Here is a 21,378-nt window from a genome sequence, read left to right on the forward strand (position 1 = left end):
CTTCTCTGCCAGACTTACGTATCATCGTAAGAAAATGAAGACGGGAGAGTAAGGCGTGAAGGTTTATCTGGTCGGTGGTGCAGTACGAGATGCGTTATTAAGGCTACCGGTTAAAGACAAAGATTGGGTCGTGGTTGGCGCCACGCCTCAGCAACTCCTCGACGCGGGCTACCAGCAGGTAGGCCGTGATTTTCCCGTGTTCCTTCATCCGCAAAGCCGTGAAGAGTATGCCCTGGCGCGCACCGAGCGCAAGTCCGGTTCCGGTTACACCGGTTTTACCTGCGATGCCGCCGCTGACGTTACCCTTGAGCAAGACCTGCTGCGCCGCGATCTGACGATCAATGCGCTGGCCCAGGACGCCGACGGTCAGATTATCGATCCCTACGGCGGCCAGTCTGATTTACGCCAGCGCCTGCTGCGCCACGTCTCGCCCGCCTTTAGCGAGGATCCGCTACGCGTTCTGCGCGTGGCGCGTTTTGCCGCCCGCTACGCGCATCTGGGGTTTCGTATCGCCGATGAAACCATGGCGCTGATGCGCGCAATGGCCGATGCCGGTGAGCTTGCACATCTCACGCCGGAGCGGGTATGGAAAGAGACGGAAAGCGCCCTTACCACCCGCAACCCGCAGGTCTTCTTCCAGACCTTACGCGACTGCCGCGCGCTCAAGGTGCTGTTCCCGGAAGTCGACGCCCTTTACGGCGTACCGGCTCCGGCTAAATGGCACCCGGAAATCGACACCGGCCTGCACACCCTGATGACCGTCACCATGGCGGCGATGCTGTCACCCGAAGTCGACGTGCGTTTCGCTACCCTGTGCCACGACCTCGGGAAAGGACTGACGCCAAAAGAGCTCTGGCCGCGTCATCATGGTCACGGCCCGGCTGGCGTAAAGCTGGTCGAACAGCTCTGCGCCCGTCTGCGGGTACCCAACGAGCTGCGCGATCTGGCAAAGCTGGTCGCCGAATTTCACGATCTGATTCACACCCTGCCCATGCTGCAGCCAAAAACGCTGGTCAAGCTGTTCGATAATATTGATGCCTGGCGCAAGCCGCAGCGGGTCAGGCAAATCGCCTTGACCAGTGAAGCCGACGTGCGCGGGCGCACCGGTTTTGAGGCCTGCGATTACCCTCAGGGTCGCCTGCTGCTGGAAGCCTGGGACGTTGCCCGAGCGGTCTCAACAAAAGAGGTCGTTGCGGAAGGGTTTCAGGGAATTGAGATTCGTGAAGAGCTGACGCGTCGGCGGATTCAGGCCGTCGCCCGCTGGAAAGAAAAGCGTTGCCCCCAGCCGCAGGACTGAGGGCTGGCGCTTAGAAGAAGACCACGTACACCGCTGCCGCGACGATAAAGCGATAGATGGCGAACGGGATAAACGAAATACGTTTAATCAGCTGCAGGAAGGTTTTAATCGCAATCAGCGCGACGATAAACGCCGTGATAAAACCGACGGCAAACATCGGAATATCGCTGGCGTTGAGGAAACCAATACTTTTGTACATATCCAGTACGGTCGCGCCCATCATCATCGGCACCGCCAGCAGGAATGAGAACTCAGAGGCCGCATAGCGGCTTACGCCCATCAGCATCCCGCCGGAAATTGTCGCCCCGGAACGCGAGAAGCCCGGCCACAGCGCCAGACACTGGAAACAGCCGATCACGAACGCCTGACGATAGGTCATATCATCAATGCCCACCGCGCGGGGCTGTTTTGGCTTCAGCACTTCCGCTGCGATCAGCAGCACGCCGCCGACAATCAGCGCGTACATCACGTTTATCGGGTTAAACAGAGACTTGATGGTATCGTGGAAAATCAGCCCCAGCACTACCGCCGGGATCATCCCCAAGAGAATATGGATAAGCGACAGGCGACCGCTGCCCTGGCCTTCATGCTCGGGCTTTTTGCCGAAATGAATACCGATAAGGCCGAACAGACGACGCCAGAACATCACAACAACGGCAAGAATGGAACCAAGCTGAATCACTACTTCAAACGTATTTGCGGTATCGCCTTCAAAACCCAGCAGATGACCGACAATAATCATATGACCAGTACTGGAAACAGGTAAAAACTCGGTCAAACCTTCAACCACACCCAATATTGCCGCCACCAGCAGCGAGTGTATATCGCTCATCCAATTAAACCCTTTAAAAAGTAATATGAAAAAAACCAGAAACGAATAACCAGGCTATCAGGCTTCAATATTGGCCACGGACAGCGCGCAGAAACGGGAGCGTACAGGTTGTACGCGCGGCTTTCGGGCGCTTCCCGGGGACAAAACGGCAAATAAAATAGCCTGATGGTCGGATTCTATGACCGGTATAAACACAATTTGTTTAACGAGTATGACCTGAAAAGTTTTGTTTCAGATTAAGGCCACGTTCAATCACGACGCCAACGTTGGCCGCCCGGGCTACCGCGCCAGGCTTGCTGACTTTAATACGCACCCATGGAGATTGAAACTTTTCCAGCAGCAGGTCAGCAATCTCTTCCGCCACGCGCTCGACCAGCGCAAAGCGCCCGCCTTCAACGTGGTTGATGACCGCCTCGCTGATATCAGCATAGCTGAGACAATCGCTGACATCATCGCTGGCCGCCGCTTTGCGGTTATCCCACGCCATTTCGATATCGAACACCAGCTTCTGTTCAATGGTTTGTTCCCAGTCATAAACACCAATAGTGGTGATTACCGAAAGTTGCTCTATAAATACAATATCCATCACGACCTGCCTGCTTTTTGGCTAAACCGGATACCACTTCCGGCCAATTATGCGTATTATCCACAGATGCAAAGACATCCCCTAAATAATTTGCGTTGCAGGAAGAGAGCGACGCGGCAAGGCCCCAGGAGCATAGCATCGCTATGGGTCTCTGCGAGCCAATGCGCGGATAACGCGCAGCGCACCGGGGATAAAACGACACTTTCAAAATGGAACAGCTGATGAGTGCAATCGCGCCTGGACTGGTTATCCTCGCCTACCTCTGCGGCTCAATCTCCAGCGCCATTCTCGTTTGCCGCCTCGCTGGCCTTCCCGACCCTCGCGACAGCGGCTCCGGCAATCCAGGGGCGACTAACGTCCTGCGAATTGGCGGCAAGGGCGCAGCCGTAGCGGTGCTTATTTTTGACGTACTGAAAGGCATGCTGCCGGTCTGGGGAGCGTGGGCGCTAGGCCTGACGCCGTTCTGGCTCGGTCTGGTGGCCATTGCCGCCTGCGTAGGCCATATCTGGCCGGTATTTTTTAACTTTCGCGGCGGTAAAGGCGTGGCGACCGCTTTCGGAGCCATCGCCCCTATCGGCTGGGATCTCACCGGCGTGATGGCCGGAACCTGGCTGCTTACGATTCTGCTCAGCGGCTACTCCTCGCTGGGGGCGATCGTCAGCGCGCTGATCGCGCCGTTCTATGTCTGGTGGTTCAAACCGCAGTATACTTTCCCGGTTTCGATGCTCTCATGCCTGATTCTGCTGCGCCATCACGACAACATTCAGCGTCTGTGGCGGCGTCAGGAAACCCGCATCTGGACCCGGTTCAAAAAGAAGAAAAAAACGCCGGAGCAGAAATAACCTTTGCTTCGACGCAACTTCGCGGCAAGGCGGTGAGTGAGTCCCGATGAGCTTACTCCAGTCAGTGATTCGGGCGAACGACAAATCTGCCGGGAGCAGATTTGAACGTCGCTTGCGACGGCCCGCCAGGGCGAGGCCCATGGATGGGCCGAGTAGCCCGTAGCCAACGCGGCTGCGGCTCGAAGTATGACGGGCATAAGCTTTTCATATGACCGGGATGATCCCCCCCCGATCAATACTCTTCGCTGCTGTTTTATCTTGATTTTGCAGGGGCGCGACATTGCACGGCACGGTGTTACCACAGAATAAAAAAGGCTGGCAGGCCACGCTGGACCTCCGCTTTCAGCTTCTCGGCGGGAAAACAACGCTCGCCTCCCGTCGTCATGTCGGTCCACTCACCGTTCAGCGTCCGTTTTATCCCGAAGAAGAGACCTGCCACCTCTATCTGCTTCATCCGCCCGGCGGTATCGTCGGCGGCGATGAACTCACCATCAGCGCCACGATTGAGTCCGATTGCCATACGCTGATCACCATGCCCGGCGCCAGCAAGTTTTATCGCAGCAGCGGCGCGCAGGCGCGGCTTCTGCAAACCCTGACTCTGGGCGATAACGCAACGCTCGAGTGGTTGCCGCAGGATGCCATTTTCTTTCCCGGCGCTCACGCCGCTTTGCATACTGTGTTTCACCTCTCCTCCTCCAGCACGCTGCTGGCCTGGGACCTGCTATGTCTTGGCCGTCCGGTCATCGGCGAAACCTTTAGCCACGGCGCGCTCGCCAACCGACTGGAGGTGTGGGTCGACGGCTCTCCGCTGCTGATTGAGCGCCTGAACCTGGCCGATGGAGAGCTGGCCTGTATCGCGCAGCAGCCATGGGTGGGAACAATGCTGTTCTACCCGGCGAACGAGACGCTGCTGGAAGGCGTACGCGAAAAACTTACGCCGCTGGCAAACTATGCCGGCGCGACGCTCACCGACGGCCTGCTGACGGTACGCTTTTTAAGTGACGATAATCTGCGTTGCCAGCGGGCGATGCGCGATATCTGGCAGTTTATGCGCCCGCACCTGACCGGCAAATCTCCGGTACTCCCCCGAATCTGGCTGACTTAAGAGAACGCTATGGAACTGACACCCAGAGAAAAAGACAAACTGTTGCTGTTTACCGCTGCGCTGGTGGCGGAGCGTCGCCTGGCCCGCGGCCTGAAGCTCAACTATCCCGAATCCGTGGCCCTGATTAGCGCCTTTATTATGGAGGGCGCGCGCGACGGCAGAAGCGTCGCAGAGCTAATGGAAGAAGGGCGCCACGTCCTGAGCCGCGAGCAGGTCATGGAAGGCGTACCGGAAATGATCCCCGATATCCAGGTCGAAGCCACCTTTCCGGACGGCTCGAAGCTGGTTACCGTCCATAACCCGATAATCTGAGGTAGCGCGATGATCCCAGGAGAATATCAGGTTAAACCGGGCCAGATAGCGCTTAACGTCGGCCGGGCTACCTGCTGCATTATCGTTGAAAATCACGGCGACCGGCCGATTCAGGTCGGCTCCCATTATCACTTCGCCGAGGTCAACCCGGCGCTGAAGTTCGATCGCCAGCAGGCAACGGGCTACCGTCTCAATATCGCGGCCGGAACCGCAGTGCGCTTCGAGCCGGGCCAAAAGCGCGAGGTGGAGCTGGTAGCGCTGGCCGGAGCCCGCGTCGTGCACGGTTTTCGCGGCGAAATAATGGGTGAGCTGGAGGCAAATGATGAGTGAGATTTCACGTCAGGCCTATGCCGACATGTTCGGCCCCACCACCGGCGATAAAGTTCGCCTGGCGGACACCGAGCTGTGGATCGAGGTTGAAGATGATTTGACCACCTACGGCGAAGAGGTCAAATTCGGCGGCGGTAAAGTGATCCGCGACGGTATGGGACAGGGGCAGATGCTTTCCGCAGGGTGCGCGGATCTGGTGCTGACCAATGCCCTGATCGTCGATTACTGGGGGATCGTTAAAGCCGATATCGGCGTCAAAGATGGAAGGATCTTCGCCATCGGCAAAGCCGGCAACCCGGATATTCAACCCAACGTCACGATCCCGATCGGCGCGGCCACGGAAATTATTGCCGCAGAAGGCAAGATCGTCACCGCCGGCGGCGTCGATACGCATATTCACTGGATCTGCCCGCAGCAGGCGGAAGAAGCGCTGGTCTCCGGCGTCACCACCATGATCGGCGGCGGGACCGGCCCGGCGGCGGGTACCCACGCCACGACCTGCACCCCGGGTCCGTGGTACATCTCGCGGATGCTGCAGGCTGCGGACAGCCTGCCGGTCAATGTCGGCCTGCTGGGTAAAGGCAATGGCTCGAATCCGGATGCGCTGCGTGAGCAGGTCGCGGCCGGGGTTATCGGCCTGAAAATTCACGAAGACTGGGGCGCGACGCCAGCGGCAATCAACTGCGCGCTGACCGTAGCCGACGAAATGGACGTTCAGGTTGCGCTGCACAGCGATACCCTTAACGAGTCGGGATTCGTTGAGGATACCCTGGCGGCCATCGGCGGGCGCACTATCCATACTTTCCATACCGAAGGCGCGGGCGGCGGCCATGCGCCAGATATTATTACCGCCTGCGCACACCCTAATATTCTGCCCTCGTCGACTAATCCGACGCTGCCCTACACCGTCAACACCATTGACGAGCATCTGGACATGCTGATGGTTTGCCATCATCTCGACCCGGATATCGCCGAGGACGTGGCGTTTGCCGAATCGCGCATTCGGCGGGAAACCATCGCCGCGGAAGACGTCCTGCACGACCTGGGCGCCTTCTCCCTTACCTCGTCCGATTCGCAGGCCATGGGTCGCGTCGGCGAAGTGGTGTTACGTACCTGGCAGGTGGCGCACCGGATGAAAGTTCAGCGCGGCCCGCTGGCGGAAGAGAGCGGCGATAACGATAACTTCCGCGTGAAGCGCTATATCGCCAAATACACCATTAATCCGGCGTTAACCCACGGTATCGCCCATGAAGTCGGTTCGATTGAAGTGGGGAAACTGGCGGATCTGGTGCTGTGGTCCCCGGCATTCTTCGGCGTAAAACCGGCGACGATCGTCAAAGGCGGCATGATCGCCATGGCGCCGATGGGCGACATCAACGCATCTATCCCGACGCCGCAGCCGGTGCACTATCGCCCGATGTTCGGCGCGCTGGGCAGCGCTCGTCACCGCTGCCGTTTGACCTTCCTGTCGCAGGCGGCGGCGGAAAACGGCGTCGCTGAACGGCTGAACCTGCACAGCGCGACGGCGGTGGTTAAAGGCTGCCGCACGGTACAAAAAGCCGATATGCACCACAACGGCCTGTTGCCCAATATTACCGTGGATTCACAAACCTACGAGGTGCGCATCGACGGCGAACTGATAACCAGCGAACCGGCGGACGTGTTACCCATGGCGCAACGTTATTTCCTGTTTTAAGGAGCGCAAATGCTTTATTTGACCCAGCGGGTAGAGACCCCGGCGCAGGCCACGGCCAGCGTTACCCTGCCGATTGACGTGCGGGTAAAAAGCCGTATTAAAGTCACCCTCAACGATGGCCGTCAGGCGGGCCTGCTGCTGCCGCGCGGTCTGCTGCTGCGCGGCGGCGATATTCTCAGTAACGAAAACGGCAGCGAATTCATTGAAGTGATTGCCGCCGATGAAGCCGTTTCGGTCGTGCGCTGCGAGGATCCTTTTATGCTGGCGAAAGCCTGCTATCACCTCGGCAATCGCCATGTCCCGCTGCAGATTATGCCCGGCGAGCTGCGCTACCATCACGACCACGTCCTGGACGATATGCTGCGCCAGTTTGGCCTGGCCGTGGATTTCGCGCATCTGCCGTTTGAACCGGAAGCCGGCGCCTACGCCAGCGAGTCGCACGGCCATCATCATCATCACAATCACGAGCACAGCCACTAAATGCCGACGCCGGAAAAACGTCTGCGGCTGATGCAGCTTGCCAGCAGCAGCCTCCCGGTTGGCGGCTACAGCTGGTCCCAGGGGCTGGAGTGGGCGGTGGAAGCGGGCTGGGTAGCGGATACCGCCGCCTTTGAGCGCTGGCAGCTGCGGCAGATGGAGCAGAGCTTTTTTACCGTCGACCTGCCGCTGTTTGCCCGGCTCTACCGGGCCTGCGAAGCGGGCGATCTGGAGTGTGCCCGGCGCTGGACCGCTTATCTGCTCGCCTGCCGGGAAACCCGCGAGCTGCGCGATGAAGAGCGCAACCGCGGCGCAGCCTTCACCCGGCTGCTGGCCGACTGGCAGCCGGACTGCCCGCCCGAGTGGCGCAAGCTGTGTCAGCAAAGCCAGTTAACCGGTATGGCGTGGCTTGGCGTACGCTGGCAAATAGCCATTCCTGATCTGGCCCTGAGCCTTGGCTATAGCTGGATTGAAAGCGCGGTGATGGCGGGCGTCAAGCTGGTGCCCTTCGGCCAGCAGGCGGCCCAGCAGTTGATTCTGCGCCTGTGCGACCGCTATGCGGCGGACATGGACAGCGCCCTTGCGGCCCCGGATTGCGCAATCGGTTCGGCGACGCCGCTTGCGGCTATCGCTTCCGCGCGACACGAAACCCAGTATTCCCGACTATTCCGTTCTTAGGAGAAGATATGAACATGATTAAGCAACCGCTGCGCGTCGGCGTCGGCGGCCCGGTCGGCTCCGGAAAAACCGCGCTGCTGGAAGCCCTCTGCAAAGCCATGCGCGACACCTGGCAGCTGGCGGTGGTGACCAACGATATCTACACCAAAGAAGATCAGCGCATTCTCACCGAAGCCGGCGCCCTGGAGCCAGAGCGAATTGTCGGCGTCGAAACCGGCGGCTGCCCGCATACCGCCATTCGCGAAGACGCATCAATGAACCTGGCCGCAGTGGAAGCGCTAAGCGAGAAATTCGGCAATCTCGATCTGATCTTTGTAGAAAGCGGCGGCGATAACCTGAGCGCGACCTTCAGCCCGGAGCTGGCGGATCTCACCATCTACGTCATCGACGTGGCGGAAGGGGAAAAGATCCCGCGCAAAGGCGGGCCGGGGATCACCAAATCCGACTTCCTGGTGATCAACAAAACCGATCTTGCACCGTACGTGGGCGCGTCTCTGGAAGTGATGGAGCGCGATACCCTGCGCATGCGCGGCGAACGTCCGTGGAGCTTCACCAACCTGAAAAGCGGCGACGGCCTGCAAAATATCATCGCCTTTATCGAAGACAAAGGCATGCTTGGCAAATAACCTCTGCACCATCCCGACGCAAAGATGTCGGGATGGTGCATACCCTGCCCTCTCTTTAGCCATCCCCTTCATGAAGCCCTGACAGCGCCTGCCCTGCGATGTGGCATAAGGTTTGCTAATTCCAGTCATGCCCAACCATTAAGGAATGACTATGTCATCACTGGATATAAAAACTGATTTACCTGCGCAAACCAGTGCCTCCGGCTCCAAAGAAACGCTGGAAGACTATACGCTTCGCTATGCCCCGCTGAGCTTTCGCCGCTGGGGACCAGGGGTTGTCGCGGTGACGGCATTAGGCGGTATCGCCTACCTGGCCGACTTTTCTATCGGCGCCAGCATCGGCATGGCCTGGGGCACCACCAATGCGATTTACGCGATCCTGCTGGCGGCACTGGTTATTTTTCTTACCGGTATTCCGCTGGCGATTACTGCCGCGCGCTATAACATCGACCTCGACTTAATCACCCGCAGCGCCGGTTTCGGCTACTTTGGCTCGGTGATCACCAGCATTATCTTTGCCGGATTTACCTTTATCTTTTTCGCCCTCGAAGGCTCGATTATGGCGCAGGGGCTGCTGGTGGGCTTAGGGATCCCGCTGTGGATGGGCTACCTCATCGCCACCCTGATGGTATTGCCGCTGGTGGTCTACGGCATGAAGGCGCTGACTCGCCTTCAGGTCTGGACGACGCCGCTGTGGCTGGTCCTGATGGTGGTTCCGGTGGCCTGGCTTATCGCCAAAGACCCGGATCTGGTGGATGGGTTTATGAACTTCGCCGGTAAAAACCACGCAACAACGGTAGATTTAACCGCCATTATGCTCGGCGCGGGGGTATGCCTGTCGCTGATCATGCAGATTGGCGAGCAGATCGACTACCTGCGCTTTATGCCGCCGAAGACCGCAGAAAACAGCAAAAGCTGGTGGCTGGCGGTGTTCTCCGCCGGTCCGGGCTGGGTCGTGTTAGGTGCGATTAAACAGATTATCGGCGCTTTTCTCGGATTCTATCTGCTGACCCGCTTCCCGGCGGTGCACAACACCGAACCGGTACAGCAGTTCGTCAGCGTCTTCGATAACCTGGTTCCCGGCTGGCTGGCGCTCACCCTCGCGGTGGTGCTGGTGGTTATCTCGCAGATAAAAATAAACGTCACTAACGCCTATTCCGGCTCGCTGGCGTGGACCAGCGCCTGGACGCGCACCACCAAACGTTATCCGGGGCGAATTATTTTCGTCATCGTCAACCTGACGATTGCTCTCGCCCTGATGGAGGGCGACATGTTTAGCGCTCTGGCATGGATCCTCGGCTTCTACTCTAACTTTGCCATCGCCTGGGTGGTGGTGGTCGCCACCGATATCACCGTCAATAAAGGGGTGCTGAAGCTGGCGCCGGCGCAGCCGGAGTATCGCCGCGGGATGATCTACAACGTCAACCCAGTAGGCGTAGTCTCTTTTGCCCTCGCGGCAGGCCTTTCGATTAGCGCCTTCTTCGGCCTGTTAGGCGACACCCTGGCGCCGTTCTCGCCGCTGATCGCGCTGGCGGTAGCGTTCGTGATGACGCCGGTCATGGGAATCGCCACCCGCGGGCGCTATTACATTAAACAGCACGATGACGGTATCGCCGAGCCGCGCTACGATGCGCAGGGTAATGCGTCGATCACCGTTTACCGCTGCCTGAGCTGCCGGGAAGAGTACGAACGTCCTGACGTGATGCATTCGCATAAACATCAGGGGGCGATTTGCTCGCTGTGTAAGAGTATGGAATAAGTCGAGAAGGCAGGCCGACAGGACGTCGGCCTGTAAAACAGCAGAAATTATGCCGCCGGAAGTTCAGCCAGCGGCCAGCGCGGACGAACGGTGACGCCCAGCTCCGCTTTTGCCCCGGAACGCAGACGAACCATACCCGCATAGGCAATCATCGCACCGTTATCGGTACAGAATTCAGGACGGGCATAGAAGACTTCCCCGCCGCGCTTTTTCATCATTTCCGCCAGCTTCGCGCGCAGCGTACGGTTAGCGCTGACGCCGCCAGCCATCACCAGCCGTTTAAAACCGGTTTGCTCCAGCGCCCGGCGGCACTTGATCATCAGCGTATCCACGACCGCGTCTTCGAAAGCGCGGGCGATATCGGCGCGCGTCTGGTCGTCATCGCCGTTGCTGCGGATGGTGTTGGCAGCAAAGGTTTTCAGGCCTGAGAAACTAAAATCCAGCCCGGGACGGTCGGTCATCGGGCGCGGAAAGACAAAACGCCCTTCGGTGCCCTGGGAGGCCATCTTCGACAGCATCGGGCCGCCAGGGTAATCCAGGCCGAGCAGTTTAGCCGTCTTATCGAAGGCTTCCCCTGCCGCGTCGTCAATCGACTCGCCTAACAGCTCATACTGGCCAATACCGGTGACGCTAATCAGCTGGGTATGGCCGCCGGAAACCAGTAGCGCGACAAACGGATACTGCGGCGGATTATCTTCCAGCATCGGCGCCAACAGATGCCCTTCCATATGGTGTACCGGGATCGCCGGCACGTTCCACGCGAAGGCCAGCGAGCGGCCTACCGTCGCGCCGACCAGCAGCGCGCCAACCAGGCCTGGGCCCGCCGTATACGCAACGGCATCAATATCTTTTGCCGTCATCCCGGCCTCTTTGAGCGCCGCCTGAATCAGAGGGACGGTTTTACGCACGTGGTCGCGCGAGGCCAGTTCAGGCACCACGCCGCCGTAGTCAGCATGCAATTTCACCTGACTATACAGCTGGTTGGCTAACAGACCTTTTTCGTCGTCATAAATGGCGATGCCGGTTTCATCGCAGGATGTTTCAATTCCCAGTACACGCATGGCTAGTTTTACCTCGTTTCAATACCGCGCAGTGTAGGACCAATGCGGGTTGATGTAAAACTTTCCTCACCCCTGGCGCTCACTTCGTGTATACTCCCTGTCCTTATAAAAGTCCCTTTCAAAAATCGCGTCGGTGCTTTACAAAGCAGCAGCAATTGCAGTAAAATTCCGCACCATTTTGAAATAAGCTGGCGTTGATGCCAGCGGCAAACCGAATTTATCAAAGGTGAGAGTTACATGCCGGTAATTAAAGTACGTGAAAACGAGCCGTTCGACGTAGCGCTGCGTCGCTTCAAACGTTCATGCGAAAAAGCAGGTGTTCTGGCGGAAGTTCGTCGTCGTGAGTTCTATGAAAAACCGACTACCGAACGTAAACGCGCTAAAGCTTCCGCAGTGAAACGTCACGCGAAGAAACTGGCTCGCGAAAACGCACGCCGCACTCGTCTGTACTAATCTGTTGGGAGCCAGGCTCTCAATTCAGACCGAGTTGTAGTTGTAAGGCCGTGCTTCCGAAAGGAATGCGCGGCTTATTTTCGTTTATGCATTAGCATATACACCCAATCATTCAAGATGCATCAAGGCGGCAAGGGAGTAAGTCCCCGGAGCTTACTGAAGTAAGCGACAGGGGTGAACGAGCGAAGCCAACGCAGAGGCAGTTTGAAGGGGAAGTGTATACAACGGGGCATATGGCTGGACGAATTCCACGAGTATTTATCAATGACCTGCTGGCGCGCACCGATATCGTCGATCTGATAGACGCGCGGGTGAAGCTGAAAAAGCAGGGCAAGAATTATCACGCGTGCTGTCCGTTCCATAACGAAAAAACCCCCTCTTTCACCGTCAACGGTGAAAAACAGTTTTACCACTGCTTTGGCTGCGGTGCGCACGGCAACGCTATCGACTTCCTGATGAACTACGACAAGCTCGAGTTCGTGGAAACCGTCGAAGAGCTGGCTGCTATGCATAATCTTGAAGTGCCGTATGAAGCCGGAACGGGCCTGAGTCAGATAGAGCGCCATCAGCGGCAAAATCTCTATCAGCTAATGGAAGGGTTAAATGACTTTTATCAGCAATCCTTCAACCAACCTAATGCCGAACCTGCGCGCCAGTACCTGGAGCAACGCGGCCTGAGTGCCGAAGTTGTCCAGCAGTTTGCTATTGGTTTTGCGCCGCCAGGCTGGGATAACGCATTAAAACGTTTCGGCGGTAATGTCGACAACAGGAAACTGCTGCTCGATGCCGGAATGCTGGTCAATAATGACCAGGGAAGAACTTACGACCGTTTCCGCAATCGCGTGATGTTTCCGATTCGCGACAAACGAGGCCGGGTGATTGGATTTGGTGGTCGCGTACTGGGTAACGATACGCCGAAATACCTCAACTCCCCGGAGACCGATATTTTCCATAAGGGCCGCCAGCTTTACGGCCTTTATGAAGCGCAGCAGCACCAGGCAGAACCACCGCGGTTGCTGGTTGTCGAAGGGTATATGGATGTCGTCGCTCTGGCGCAGTACGGTATTAACTATGCCGTTGCATCGCTGGGTACATCGACCACGGCCGACCACATGCATATATTATTCCGTGCGACGAACAACGTAATTTGCTGTTACGACGGCGACCGCGCCGGTCGAGATGCCGCATGGCGTGCGCTGGAAACGGCAATGCCGTACATGACCGATGGTCGTCAGCTACGCTTTATGTTCCTGCCCGATGGTGAAGATCCGGATACGCTGGTACGTAAAGAGGGTAAAGAGGCTTTTGAAGCACGGATGGAGCAGGCTCAGCCGCTCTCCATGTTTTTATTTAACAGTCTCTTACCGCAGGTCGATCTGAGTTCGCCGGATGGCAGTACGCAGCTGGCCGCACTAGCGCTGCCGCTCATTAGCCAGGTGCCTGGCGATGCGCATCGTATTCAGCTGCGCCAGATGCTGGGCCTGAAGCTGGGCATTTTTGATGATACCCAGCTTGATCGTTTAATGCCGAAACAGGCAGAAAGTGGCGTCGTACGCCCGGCTCAGCAGATAAAACAGACGCCTATGCGTATACTTATAGGACTGCTGGTGCAGAATCCCAATCTGGCGCCGCTGGTGCCCCCTTTGCAGGGGCTGGCGCAGAGCAAATTACCGGGACTCAGCCTCTTCTCCGAGCTGGTGAACCTCTGTGTTGCGCAGCCGGGCCTGACCACGGGGCAGCTATTAGAGAACTATCGCGGGACTAGTGAATACTCAACACTTGAAAAACTCTCAGCCTGGAACGATATAAGGGATGAGAATGTTGAAAAAATGTTCACCGACACGCTAAACCGAATTTTTGATGCAATGCTTGAACAGCGGCAAGAAGAGTTGATAGCTCGCGACCGCACTCACGGTTTAAGCAGTGAAGAACGCCGGGAGTTCTGGGAAATCAGACAAGCCCTGGAAAAAAAATGAATTTAACGGCTTAAGTGCCGAATATCGTTCGGGAAGACCCCGACAGCCGCGCGAGGCGCAGCGGCAAAAATATAAGTACGCCCTCGCTTTAAATGTTGGCAGTTCATCTGCTTACACCAATCAAACGAATTAAGTGTGGATACCGTCTTATGGAGCAAAACCCGCAGTCACAGCTGAAGCTTCTTGTCCAACGTGGTAAGGAGCAAGGCTATCTGACCTATGCCGAGGTCAATGACCATCTGCCGGAAGATATCGTCGACTCCGATCAGATCGAAGACATCATCCAAATGATCAACGACATGGGCATTCAGGTGATGGAAGAAGCACCGGATGCCGATGATCTTTTGCTTGCTGAAACTAACAACAATACTGACGAAGATGCGGAAGAAGCTGCGGCGCAGGTTCTCTCCAGCGTTGAGTCTGAAATCGGACGCACTACCGACCCGGTGCGCATGTACATGCGTGAAATGGGTACCGTCGAACTGCTGACGCGCGAAGGCGAAATCGACATCGCTAAACGTATCGAAGACGGTATTAACCAGGTGCAGTGCTCGGTTGCTGAATACCCGGAAGCCATCACCTATCTGCTGGAGCAGTACGATCGCGTTGAGGCGGAAGAGGCGCGTCTGTCCGATCTGATCACCGGTTTTGTTGACCCGAACGCCGAAGAAGACATGGCGCCAACGGCGACGCACGTCGGTTCTGAACTCTCTCAGGAAGAGATGGATGACGACGAAGACGAAGATGAAGAAGAAGACGACGACAGCAGCGATGATGACAACAGCATCGATCCTGAGCTGGCGCGCGAGAAATTCGCCGAGCTGCGCACGCAGTACGAACTGACCCGCGATACCATCAAAGCGAAAGGTCGTAGCCACGCCGCAGCGCAGGAAGAGATTCTCAAGCTGTCTGAAGTGTTCAAACAGTTCCGCCTGGTGCCGAAGCAGTTCGATTACCTGGTTAACAGCATGCGCATCATGATGGATCGCGTTCGTACTCAAGAACGTATCATCATGAAGCTGTGCGTTGAGCAGTGCAAAATGCCGAAGAAAAACTTCATCACTCTGTTTACCGGCAACGAAACCAGCGAAACCTGGTTCAATGCGGCCATCGCGATGAATAAGCCGTGGTCAGAAAAGCTGCTTGACGTGAAAGAAGACGTTCAGCGCGGCCTGATGAAACTGCAGCAGATTGAACAAGAGACCGGCCTGACCATTGAGCAGGTAAAAGATATCAACCGTCGCATGTCCATCGGTGAAGCGAAAGCGCGCCGCGCGAAGAAAGAGATGGTTGAAGCGAACCTGCGTCTGGTTATCTCGATCGCCAAGAAATACACCAACCGCGGTCTGCAGTTCCTCGATCTGATCCAGGAAGGTAACATCGGTCTGATGAAAGCGGTAGATAAGTTTGAATACCGCCGCGGCTACAAGTTCTCCACCTACGCAACCTGGTGGATCCGTCAGGCGATCACCCGCTCTATCGCAGACCAGGCGCGCACCATCCGTATCCCGGTGCATATGATTGAGACTATCAACAAGCTCAACCGTATTTCCCGCCAGATGCTGCAGGAGATGGGCCGCGAACCGACGCCGGAAGAGCTGGCCGAGCGTATGCTGATGCCGGAAGATAAAATCCGTAAGGTGCTGAAAATCGCCAAAGAGCCGATCTCCATGGAAACGCCGATTGGCGACGATGAAGATTCGCATCTGGGAGATTTCATCGAGGATAACACCCTCGAGCTGCCGCTGGACTCTGCCACCACTGAGAGCCTGCGCGCCGCCACCCATGACGTTCTGGCTGGCCTGACCGCCCGTGAAGCAAAAGTCCTGCGTATGCGCTTTGGTATTGACATGAATACCGATCACACGCTGGAAGAAGTGGGTAAACAGTTCGACGTAACCCGCGAACGTATCCGTCAGATCGAAGCGAAGGCGCTGCGTAAACTGCGCCATCCGAGCCGTTCTGAAGTGCTGCGTAGCTTCCTCGACGATTAATCATCGCCGCTTAGCGCAAAAAAGCCAGTCAACTGACTGGCTTTTTTTATGGCTAATCGCAAATCATTCCTTTAATAAATATTAATACCTGCATCCAGAAATTATCAATATATATCCGGGTCATATTCTTATTATTTAATACCATAAAGCCAAACAGCTGGACTCATAGTTTTATATTTGTACTATTGGTTCATGAATCGCACTTAATGGACAATGCGAATCTAAATAATAGGGATATTCAATGAATAGCAAACGAAAGATTCAGCTGGCTGATTTTAATAGAACGGTTATTCTGGCCACCGCTAATACGTTATTTCTTAACCATGGTATAGAAGGAACGACCATGGATGAGATTGCGCACGAAGCCGGATTCAGTAAAACCACGCTTTATACCTACTTTGACAGTAAACAGGATATTGTCGATCACCTTATTCTCGATGGAATGGAGCGCTTTCACCAGGAGGTGGTTAAAATAGTCAGCCGGCAGGCCCCCTTCCGCGAGTTTTATCATGAGCTTTGCCAGTCGTTGGTTGCTATCCACGACTCCGGCATCGTCTATTTCCCCGGCATTACCGGGAAAATAGGTTGCTCAGAAAAAGAGATGAAAAATAATAAAGTACTGACTAATATCTATATGCTCGGCGAGGAGATTAATCATATTATCGCCGGAGAAATTTCCCGCGCGGCAGCAAACAAAGAGCTTCAGTTAAATGCTCCAATGGCAGACGTCATGATGCTGTTCTGGCTCTGCCTGACCGGGCTGATAGAGAAATCAGCAAGTAAAGAAGCCTATATTTTGCGGCATCTTGAGAAGGACCGAAAATCCTTTCTTAACTTCGCTTTTGACGCTTTATTATTAATGATAGAAAAAGGCGAGAGTCGATGATAAAGAAAATATTTCTGTCCTTACTAATAGGTATGATAGTGGTTTGCGCCTGTGCCTATCATAAAGCGAAGCCCCTGCGCCTGACCAAAGATCTTTCACTACCATTTGCGCTGCCAACCGAACAGCGCCATATAGTGTATTACGCCTCGCTGGCGCCAAATGCGCATAATGTCCAGCCCTGGCATATTCGCTATAACCCGGACGCACGGCGATTCACCCTGGCGTTCGACCGCAGTAAAGCCCTCCCGCATATCGACCCGACGGGGCGAGAAGCCTGTATTTCTCTGGGCGCGTTCCTGGAGAACTTCCGCCAGGCAGCCGCCGCATTTGGCATGCTGGCGGAAATAGACATTTTACCGGTGATGGCCCGCAATGGTGATGTTGCCCGCATGACGTTAAGCCCCCTCCACCGCGCCTCTTCTCTCAAACAGCCCGCCGTGCTGAAGTTAATTGAGCGCCGGCACACCGACAAACGTCCGTTTCAGGATATTGCCCTTGCGCCCCGCGATCTCGCTGCCCTGCTCAAACAGCACCAGCCGTATTTAAATTATTATCCACGCGGCAGCGCCGGGTTTAATAAGCTTGAGAGTTTTGCCATCCAGGCAGCAAAGGCTCAGGCGCTCGATGCGGCCAAAAGAGCGGAGTTCGCTCACTGGCTGCGCTTTTCCAACGAAGAGGCCCGCCGGTTGAAAGACGGCCTGCCCGCAGAACAGTTAGGCATCACCGGGATAAAAAAACTGCTCTATTACTCATTTTTCGATCGGCAAAAAGCCCAGGGAGAAGCCTTCGCCGCGGAAAGCATCAGTAAAACGGCCAGCAGCGTAGCGCAAAGCGCCGGATTTTTTATCATCGGCGGAGAAGAAACCTTTCCGCTGATGATGCGCAGCGGCATGAATCTGCAGGCCTTCTGGCTGGATGCCGTCCGCTACGGCATCTCTGTTCAGCCGGTGAGCCAGATGCTGGAGGATAAAGCGTTCCGTAAACAGCTGGCGGAAACCTTAGGCTTAAGCCAGCCGCCGCAAATGATCCTTCGCGCAGGCTACGTTGACGACTATGGCGAAAATAATAGAATTCGCCGTCCTATCGGCGAATTTACCCGCCTGGAACCGCCCGGGGCGAATTAAAGCCCTCGCGTTGCCAGCGCCTCGTCAAGCTCCCGGTAGGCCTCCACCAGCTTATCCAGCGTCGCCCGGTTGAGCCCGCTGGGATTTGGCAACACCCATACTTCCGTCGCGCCTATGGTCACCTGCTGTTTGCCCCATTTTACGCCGCGTACCTGAAACGCTTTCTCGAAAGCCTGTTTACCGAGGATCGCCAGCGCGCGCGGCTGATACTCTTCCATTTTCCTCACCAGCTCTCTTCCGCCATCGCGGAGCTCCAGCAGCGCGACCTCGCTGGCCTGTACCGTCGGGCGCTCGACTAGCATGGTAATCCCGCAGCGGGTATCCAGCAACTGCAGCTCCTCTTCGGGTTTCAGAAGACGGTCGGTAAACCCGGCCTGATGAATCACCTTCCAGAAGCGATTTCCCGGATGGGCGAAATGAAAACCGGTATGGGCGGAAGACTTCCCCGGATTGATACCGCAAAAGACCACCCGCAGGTCCGGCGCCAGAATATCGTTGATCATGTTTTCCCCAGCTCAATACCTAAAAGGTAATTATAAAGGATTGAAAATGCGTTGTTTATAAAAACAGCAGGCGTGCGTTTTAGGCTGGATTGCGGGCAACAGTTACTTTATAATCCTTCGCCACGGCCCCTTAGCTCAGTGGTTAGAGCAGGCGACTCATAATCGCTTGGTCGCTGGTTCAAGTCCAGCAGGGGCCACCAAATTTTAGCTTTAAAATCATATAATTAAGCCACTCGAAAGAGTGGCTTTTTTCATTGCCTCACATACAGTGTCGCAAAAGTGTCGCACGGGTTTTTCTTCATCCCAGCAATCCCATCTTTGAAATCCTCAGAGTCTAAAGATAATTTTTACTACCATAATTTTTCATATAGTGTTTTACTATATCAAATGTAATATTAAAGGACTCTATTATGCCCCTGCTTGACTACATCAAAAAATATTACAACGGTAACCAGGCATCCTTCGCCCGTTTGACAGGCGTTCAGCCTGCACAGGTAACGCAATGGCTGGAAAAAAAATTCATCGTTGTGGATCACACGCTTTACAGTCCGCGCCGCAAGCTCGGCGTATAATCCGGCTTTCGCTCTGTTCCCTCACCATCTGGATTGCTTAAAATGTAACCACCAGAATTCACAACACCGTTTACCTTTTTTCAGTTCAGCAGAATCGACAACATCTGCCAGAAGCCGCTCCGCTTCTCGGTTATCACTTATCCCAAATCAAAACCCCTCAAACGCAAACGATCCCTCCCACTCACATAAAATTAAAAATTCCTCTTTCTTTCTGATAGTTATCTTTTTTCTTGAATCCTCAGCAGATCCTTTTAACTGAAAAATACTGAAATTCTTTTCACTCTTTTCAGTTTGCGGCCAGCGACAGCGGCCCAGCCGTGGCGCGGGCTGACGGTGCCGTTTGTAAAAAATCCCGACTGAAAATTTTTTACGATCCAAAATGTGCAGGCGGGTGCGGTGTAGCGCCGATTTCGTCCGGGAAAGATTTATTTTGTCGGGCCGTGGCGCAGCCAGCGCCCCGCTGCTGCGACGATCTGTTTTGCTGATTGTCGGCGTGTCGGTGGTGTTATGTGCGCTCTGAGCGCGTCTTGCGCGGTCTGGTGGCGGGTACAAAAAAAACCCGCATTACGCGGGCTGAGTAAGAGGGGTTATTTAGCGATGACGGGGGAGTATTTCTCGTTGAGGGTATCGGTCTTCACCGCTATGCCTTCAATCTCTCCGGCATTGGTTGGCAGGCCGGTGTCCGGGTGGGTATGGCTGGCAGTGAGTGTGGCCAGTTCTTTTACCACGTCGAGCGTGTCCAGCATCAGTTGTGTCACATTGATTTGCTCTGATCCGATCCAGACCACGGGCGCAACAATCTGCTGCTGCACGGCGGCGACGCTGCGGCGTATCGCACCAATTTTCTCTGTCAGGCCTTTGCCAGTGGTTGTGGTCAGCTGGCCAGCAACATCCGTCTCATCATCGCCGCTGATTGTTGCCAGGCGGTTTCGACCTGTGGCCACAGCATAATCCCCGGTAGCAATCTGCTGAATGGCCCCTGCCGTCAGCTGCGCCGTGCCAATCACCGTGGTTTTGTCAGTGGCTTTCACCATCGTTTCCCGCGTGACCAGCTCGCGTTTTTCCGTATCGGCGGTCACTTCCCTGGACATGGAGTCTTCACGGATACTCTGATCGGTTTTTCGTTCCCAGTCTCCGGCCTGGGTGACGCGCTGCGATACCTCTTCGCGCTGCTGTTGCAGCTGCTCTCCCGGCTTCAGGTCAGGCAGACTTGTGCCGTCCGGGTGGCTGCCACGGATAAAAGGCTTATCCGGACGGCCTCCGGTGAACCCCATTTCGACCAGCGTCCCCAGTGCCGGGAACTGAAACAGTCCGGAATCATGCCCCGCCATCGGCACAGGCAGCGGTACGGCTGAATACACCGGCGTGCTGCCGTCCGGGTTGCCGTTCGCGTCCAGCAGCTGCACATCAACGGCGTAGCGCGGGCGAAACGGATCGGCAAAATTACCACTGCTGACCGGTTCGGTATGCGCCACGACCCGCCCCATTTTAGGGGTATGCAGTCCGCTGGCCAGCTCCGGGTAGTACGCCTCAATCTGGCGCTGAAGCGGCGTTTTCTGTAGTGACTGGCCGGTCTGTTTATTGCGGGGCGTCCAGGTCACGGTCATATCCGCATTATGCAGATGAACGCGGGTGATCCGCTGGCCGTTCATCTCCACCCCGGGGCGCAGACTCTGTACCACCGGCAGCGTCATACTGTTGCCGCCCGCCGTGCTTTTGGCAAATTCAGCCGGAATGTCCACTTCCCGACCTGCAAACATGGCACCTTCAGCACCACCCAGATACAGCCCACCGTCCGGCAATGGATGCCAGATATAGTCCGGCACGTTAAATGCCTGCCCCAGAGCCTTCAGCAACTGAAAGCCAGTGCCGCTGTGGGTAAAATGGGGGATCGGCGTTGTCGCATACGCGACGTCCGGCACCTGAACCGTGATGCCGCTCTGCTCTGCCAGCCAGCCGCCAATTTGTTTCAGTGTCGGGTGCTGCATGGAGCATGGCCACTGTTTATCAAAAACACCTGCCAGCTCGCGCACAAAGAGACGCTGGAAGCCGTTCTCCGCTGGCTGGGAGCGCTCAACGTATCCGGTAAACCAGCGCAACAGCAGATCGGTATAGCCCACATCGACCCGCACCAGCTTGCCGGTATAGTCCTGATCCGTCTGCGCGGTGATAAATCCCCGGCCGCAGCTGTTCAGTTCCAGCACAAGGTCGATATCCGGGCAGTGAACCTGCTGCGTTGATAAATAGACTCGTTGGATTGGTTTCACGC

At 56.0% G+C, this 21,378-nt stretch carries 22 protein-coding genes, 1 tRNA gene and 1 pseudogene; 17 read left to right on the top strand and 7 right to left on the bottom strand.

The features are described 5' to 3' along the window. Nucleotides 1–55: 55 nt before the first annotated feature. The gene (locus tag HMPREF3178_RS18745) at nt 56–1,297 is read left to right on the top strand and encodes a multifunctional CCA addition/repair protein (RefSeq protein ID WP_017145406.1); all 1,242 of its coding nucleotides are present in this window, start codon (nt 56–58) and stop codon (nt 1,295–1,297) included. A gap of 10 nt (nt 1,298–1,307) precedes the next feature. Here the strand turns inward: HMPREF3178_RS18745 and bacA are convergent, their stop codons facing one another. Both bacA and folB read right to left on the bottom strand, forming a co-directional pair. Continuing rightward, nucleotides 1,308–2,129 (bottom strand): undecaprenyl-diphosphate phosphatase, encoded by an 822-nt coding sequence (gene bacA, locus HMPREF3178_RS18750; RefSeq protein ID WP_004105879.1) that lies wholly within the window; start codon nt 2,127–2,129, stop codon nt 1,308–1,310. Between the two features lie 202 nt (nt 2,130–2,331). Continuing rightward, nucleotides 2,332–2,715: a bifunctional dihydroneopterin aldolase/7,8-dihydroneopterin epimerase gene (gene folB / locus HMPREF3178_RS18755; protein ID WP_004105881.1), complete on the bottom strand. Its 384-nt coding sequence runs from the start codon at nt 2,713–2,715 to the stop codon at nt 2,332–2,334. Between the two features lie 221 nt (nt 2,716–2,936). On the opposite strand from folB, the gene plsY reads away from it, so the two are divergent. Further along, nucleotides 2,937–3,557 (top strand): glycerol-3-phosphate 1-O-acyltransferase PlsY, encoded by a 621-nt coding sequence (plsY, locus tag HMPREF3178_RS18760; protein ID WP_004105883.1) that lies wholly within the window; start codon nt 2,937–2,939, stop codon nt 3,555–3,557. Nucleotides 3,558–3,764: 207 nt separating this feature from the next. Here plsY and HMPREF3178_RS31810 read toward each other — a convergent pair. Next, nucleotides 3,765–3,848 (bottom strand): annotated as a pseudogene (locus tag HMPREF3178_RS31810) (short-chain dehydrogenase); the annotation flags it as partial. Here HMPREF3178_RS31810 and HMPREF3178_RS18765 point away from each other — a divergent pair. The 8 genes from HMPREF3178_RS18765 to HMPREF3178_RS18800 all read left to right on the top strand — a co-directional run bounded on the left by HMPREF3178_RS18765 (nt 3,838) and on the right by HMPREF3178_RS18800 (nt 10,540). Further along, on the top strand, nt 3,838–4,662 hold the full coding sequence (locus tag HMPREF3178_RS18765) for an urease accessory protein UreD (protein WP_016808008.1): 825 nt from the start codon (nt 3,838–3,840) through the stop codon (nt 4,660–4,662). The pseudogene HMPREF3178_RS31810 and the gene HMPREF3178_RS18765 sit on opposite strands and share 11 nt — an antisense overlap. Before the next feature lie 9 nt (nt 4,663–4,671). Beyond that, nucleotides 4,672–4,974 carry an urease subunit gamma gene (locus tag HMPREF3178_RS18770; RefSeq protein WP_004105887.1) on the top strand — a complete coding sequence of 101 codons (303 nt, stop codon included), beginning with the start codon at nt 4,672–4,674 and terminating at the stop codon, nt 4,972–4,974. A gap of 9 nt (nt 4,975–4,983) precedes the next feature. Further along, the gene (locus HMPREF3178_RS18775; protein WP_004105889.1) at nt 4,984–5,304 is read left to right on the top strand and encodes an urease subunit beta; all 321 of its coding nucleotides are present in this window, start codon (nt 4,984–4,986) and stop codon (nt 5,302–5,304) included. Then, the gene (ureC, locus tag HMPREF3178_RS18780) at nt 5,297–7,000 is read left to right on the top strand and encodes an urease subunit alpha (protein ID WP_016808009.1); all 1,704 of its coding nucleotides are present in this window, start codon (nt 5,297–5,299) and stop codon (nt 6,998–7,000) included. The genes HMPREF3178_RS18775 and ureC overlap by 8 nt, the downstream gene beginning before the upstream one ends. 9 nt (nt 7,001–7,009) lie before the next feature. Beyond that, a complete protein-coding gene (gene ureE, locus HMPREF3178_RS18785; protein WP_004105893.1) occupies nt 7,010–7,480 on the top strand; it encodes an urease accessory protein UreE in 471 nt (156 codons plus the stop codon). After that, a complete protein-coding gene (locus HMPREF3178_RS18790; protein WP_017145405.1) occupies nt 7,481–8,155 on the top strand; it encodes an urease accessory protein UreF in 675 nt (224 codons plus the stop codon). It abuts the gene before it with no gap. Between the two features lie 8 nt (nt 8,156–8,163). Then, complete coding sequence (gene ureG / locus HMPREF3178_RS18795; protein ID WP_004105899.1) at nt 8,164–8,781, top strand: urease accessory protein UreG; 618 nt, start codon at nt 8,164–8,166, stop codon at nt 8,779–8,781. Nucleotides 8,782–8,932: 151 nt separating this feature from the next. Further along, a complete protein-coding gene (locus HMPREF3178_RS18800) occupies nt 8,933–10,540 on the top strand; it encodes a purine-cytosine permease family protein (RefSeq protein WP_017145404.1) in 1,608 nt (535 codons plus the stop codon). A 47-nt stretch (nt 10,541–10,587) separates the two neighbouring features. On the opposite strand, the gene tsaD is transcribed toward HMPREF3178_RS18800, so the two are convergent. Continuing rightward, nucleotides 10,588–11,601, bottom strand: coding sequence for a tRNA (adenosine(37)-N6)-threonylcarbamoyltransferase complex transferase subunit TsaD (gene tsaD, locus HMPREF3178_RS18805; RefSeq protein ID WP_004105903.1), 1,014 nt, complete (start codon nt 11,599–11,601; stop codon nt 10,588–10,590). Nucleotides 11,602–11,838: 237 nt separating this feature from the next. Here tsaD and rpsU point away from each other — a divergent pair, with 237 nt between their 5' ends. The 5 genes from rpsU (at nt 11,839) to HMPREF3178_RS18830 (ending at nt 18,034) form a co-directional block, all read left to right on the top strand. Continuing rightward, nucleotides 11,839–12,054 (top strand): 30S ribosomal protein S21, encoded by a 216-nt coding sequence (rpsU, locus tag HMPREF3178_RS18810; RefSeq protein ID WP_001144069.1) that lies wholly within the window; start codon nt 11,839–11,841, stop codon nt 12,052–12,054. 233 nt (nt 12,055–12,287) lie between these two features. Next, nucleotides 12,288–14,030, top strand: coding sequence for a DNA primase (gene dnaG, locus HMPREF3178_RS18815; protein ID WP_016808010.1), 1,743 nt, complete (start codon nt 12,288–12,290; stop codon nt 14,028–14,030). A 149-nt stretch (nt 14,031–14,179) separates the two neighbouring features. Beyond that, on the top strand, nt 14,180–16,024 hold the full coding sequence (rpoD, locus tag HMPREF3178_RS18820; protein WP_004105908.1) for an RNA polymerase sigma factor RpoD: 1,845 nt from the start codon (nt 14,180–14,182) through the stop codon (nt 16,022–16,024). A gap of 241 nt (nt 16,025–16,265) precedes the next feature. Continuing rightward, nucleotides 16,266–16,910, top strand: coding sequence for a TetR/AcrR family transcriptional regulator (locus HMPREF3178_RS18825; RefSeq protein WP_004105910.1), 645 nt, complete (start codon nt 16,266–16,268; stop codon nt 16,908–16,910). Further along, the gene (locus HMPREF3178_RS18830; protein WP_017145402.1) at nt 16,907–18,034 is read left to right on the top strand and encodes an Acg family FMN-binding oxidoreductase; all 1,128 of its coding nucleotides are present in this window, start codon (nt 16,907–16,909) and stop codon (nt 18,032–18,034) included. The genes HMPREF3178_RS18825 and HMPREF3178_RS18830 overlap by 4 nt, the downstream gene beginning before the upstream one ends. Here the strand turns inward: HMPREF3178_RS18830 and mug are convergent. After that, a complete protein-coding gene (mug, locus tag HMPREF3178_RS18835) occupies nt 18,031–18,537 on the bottom strand; it encodes a G/U mismatch-specific DNA glycosylase (protein ID WP_004105914.1) in 507 nt (168 codons plus the stop codon). The two genes, HMPREF3178_RS18830 and mug, sit on opposite strands and share 4 nt — an antisense overlap. 124 nt (nt 18,538–18,661) lie before the next feature. Between mug and HMPREF3178_RS18840 the strand changes: the two genes are divergently transcribed. Next, nucleotides 18,662–18,737 (top strand) — tRNA-Ile (locus HMPREF3178_RS18840). A 210-nt stretch (nt 18,738–18,947) separates the two neighbouring features. Beyond that, the gene (locus tag HMPREF3178_RS31360) at nt 18,948–19,109 is read left to right on the top strand and encodes a hypothetical protein (protein WP_175438960.1); all 162 of its coding nucleotides are present in this window, start codon (nt 18,948–18,950) and stop codon (nt 19,107–19,109) included. Between the two features lie 147 nt (nt 19,110–19,256). Here HMPREF3178_RS31360 and HMPREF3178_RS31815 read toward each other — a convergent pair whose 3' ends face one another. Further along, a complete protein-coding gene (locus HMPREF3178_RS31815) occupies nt 19,257–19,661 on the bottom strand; it encodes a hypothetical protein (protein ID WP_077270126.1) in 405 nt (134 codons plus the stop codon). Nucleotides 19,662–19,696: 35 nt separating this feature from the next. Continuing rightward, entirely contained in the window at nt 19,697–21,376 is a 1,680-nt protein-coding gene (locus tag HMPREF3178_RS18845) for a hypothetical protein (protein WP_070585359.1), read from the bottom strand. Nucleotides 21,377–21,378 lie beyond the last annotated feature (2 nt).

This window comes from Klebsiella sp. HMSC09D12, from assembly GCF_001808475.1.
GTDB lineage: Bacteria > Pseudomonadota > Gammaproteobacteria > Enterobacterales > Enterobacteriaceae > Klebsiella > Klebsiella oxytoca.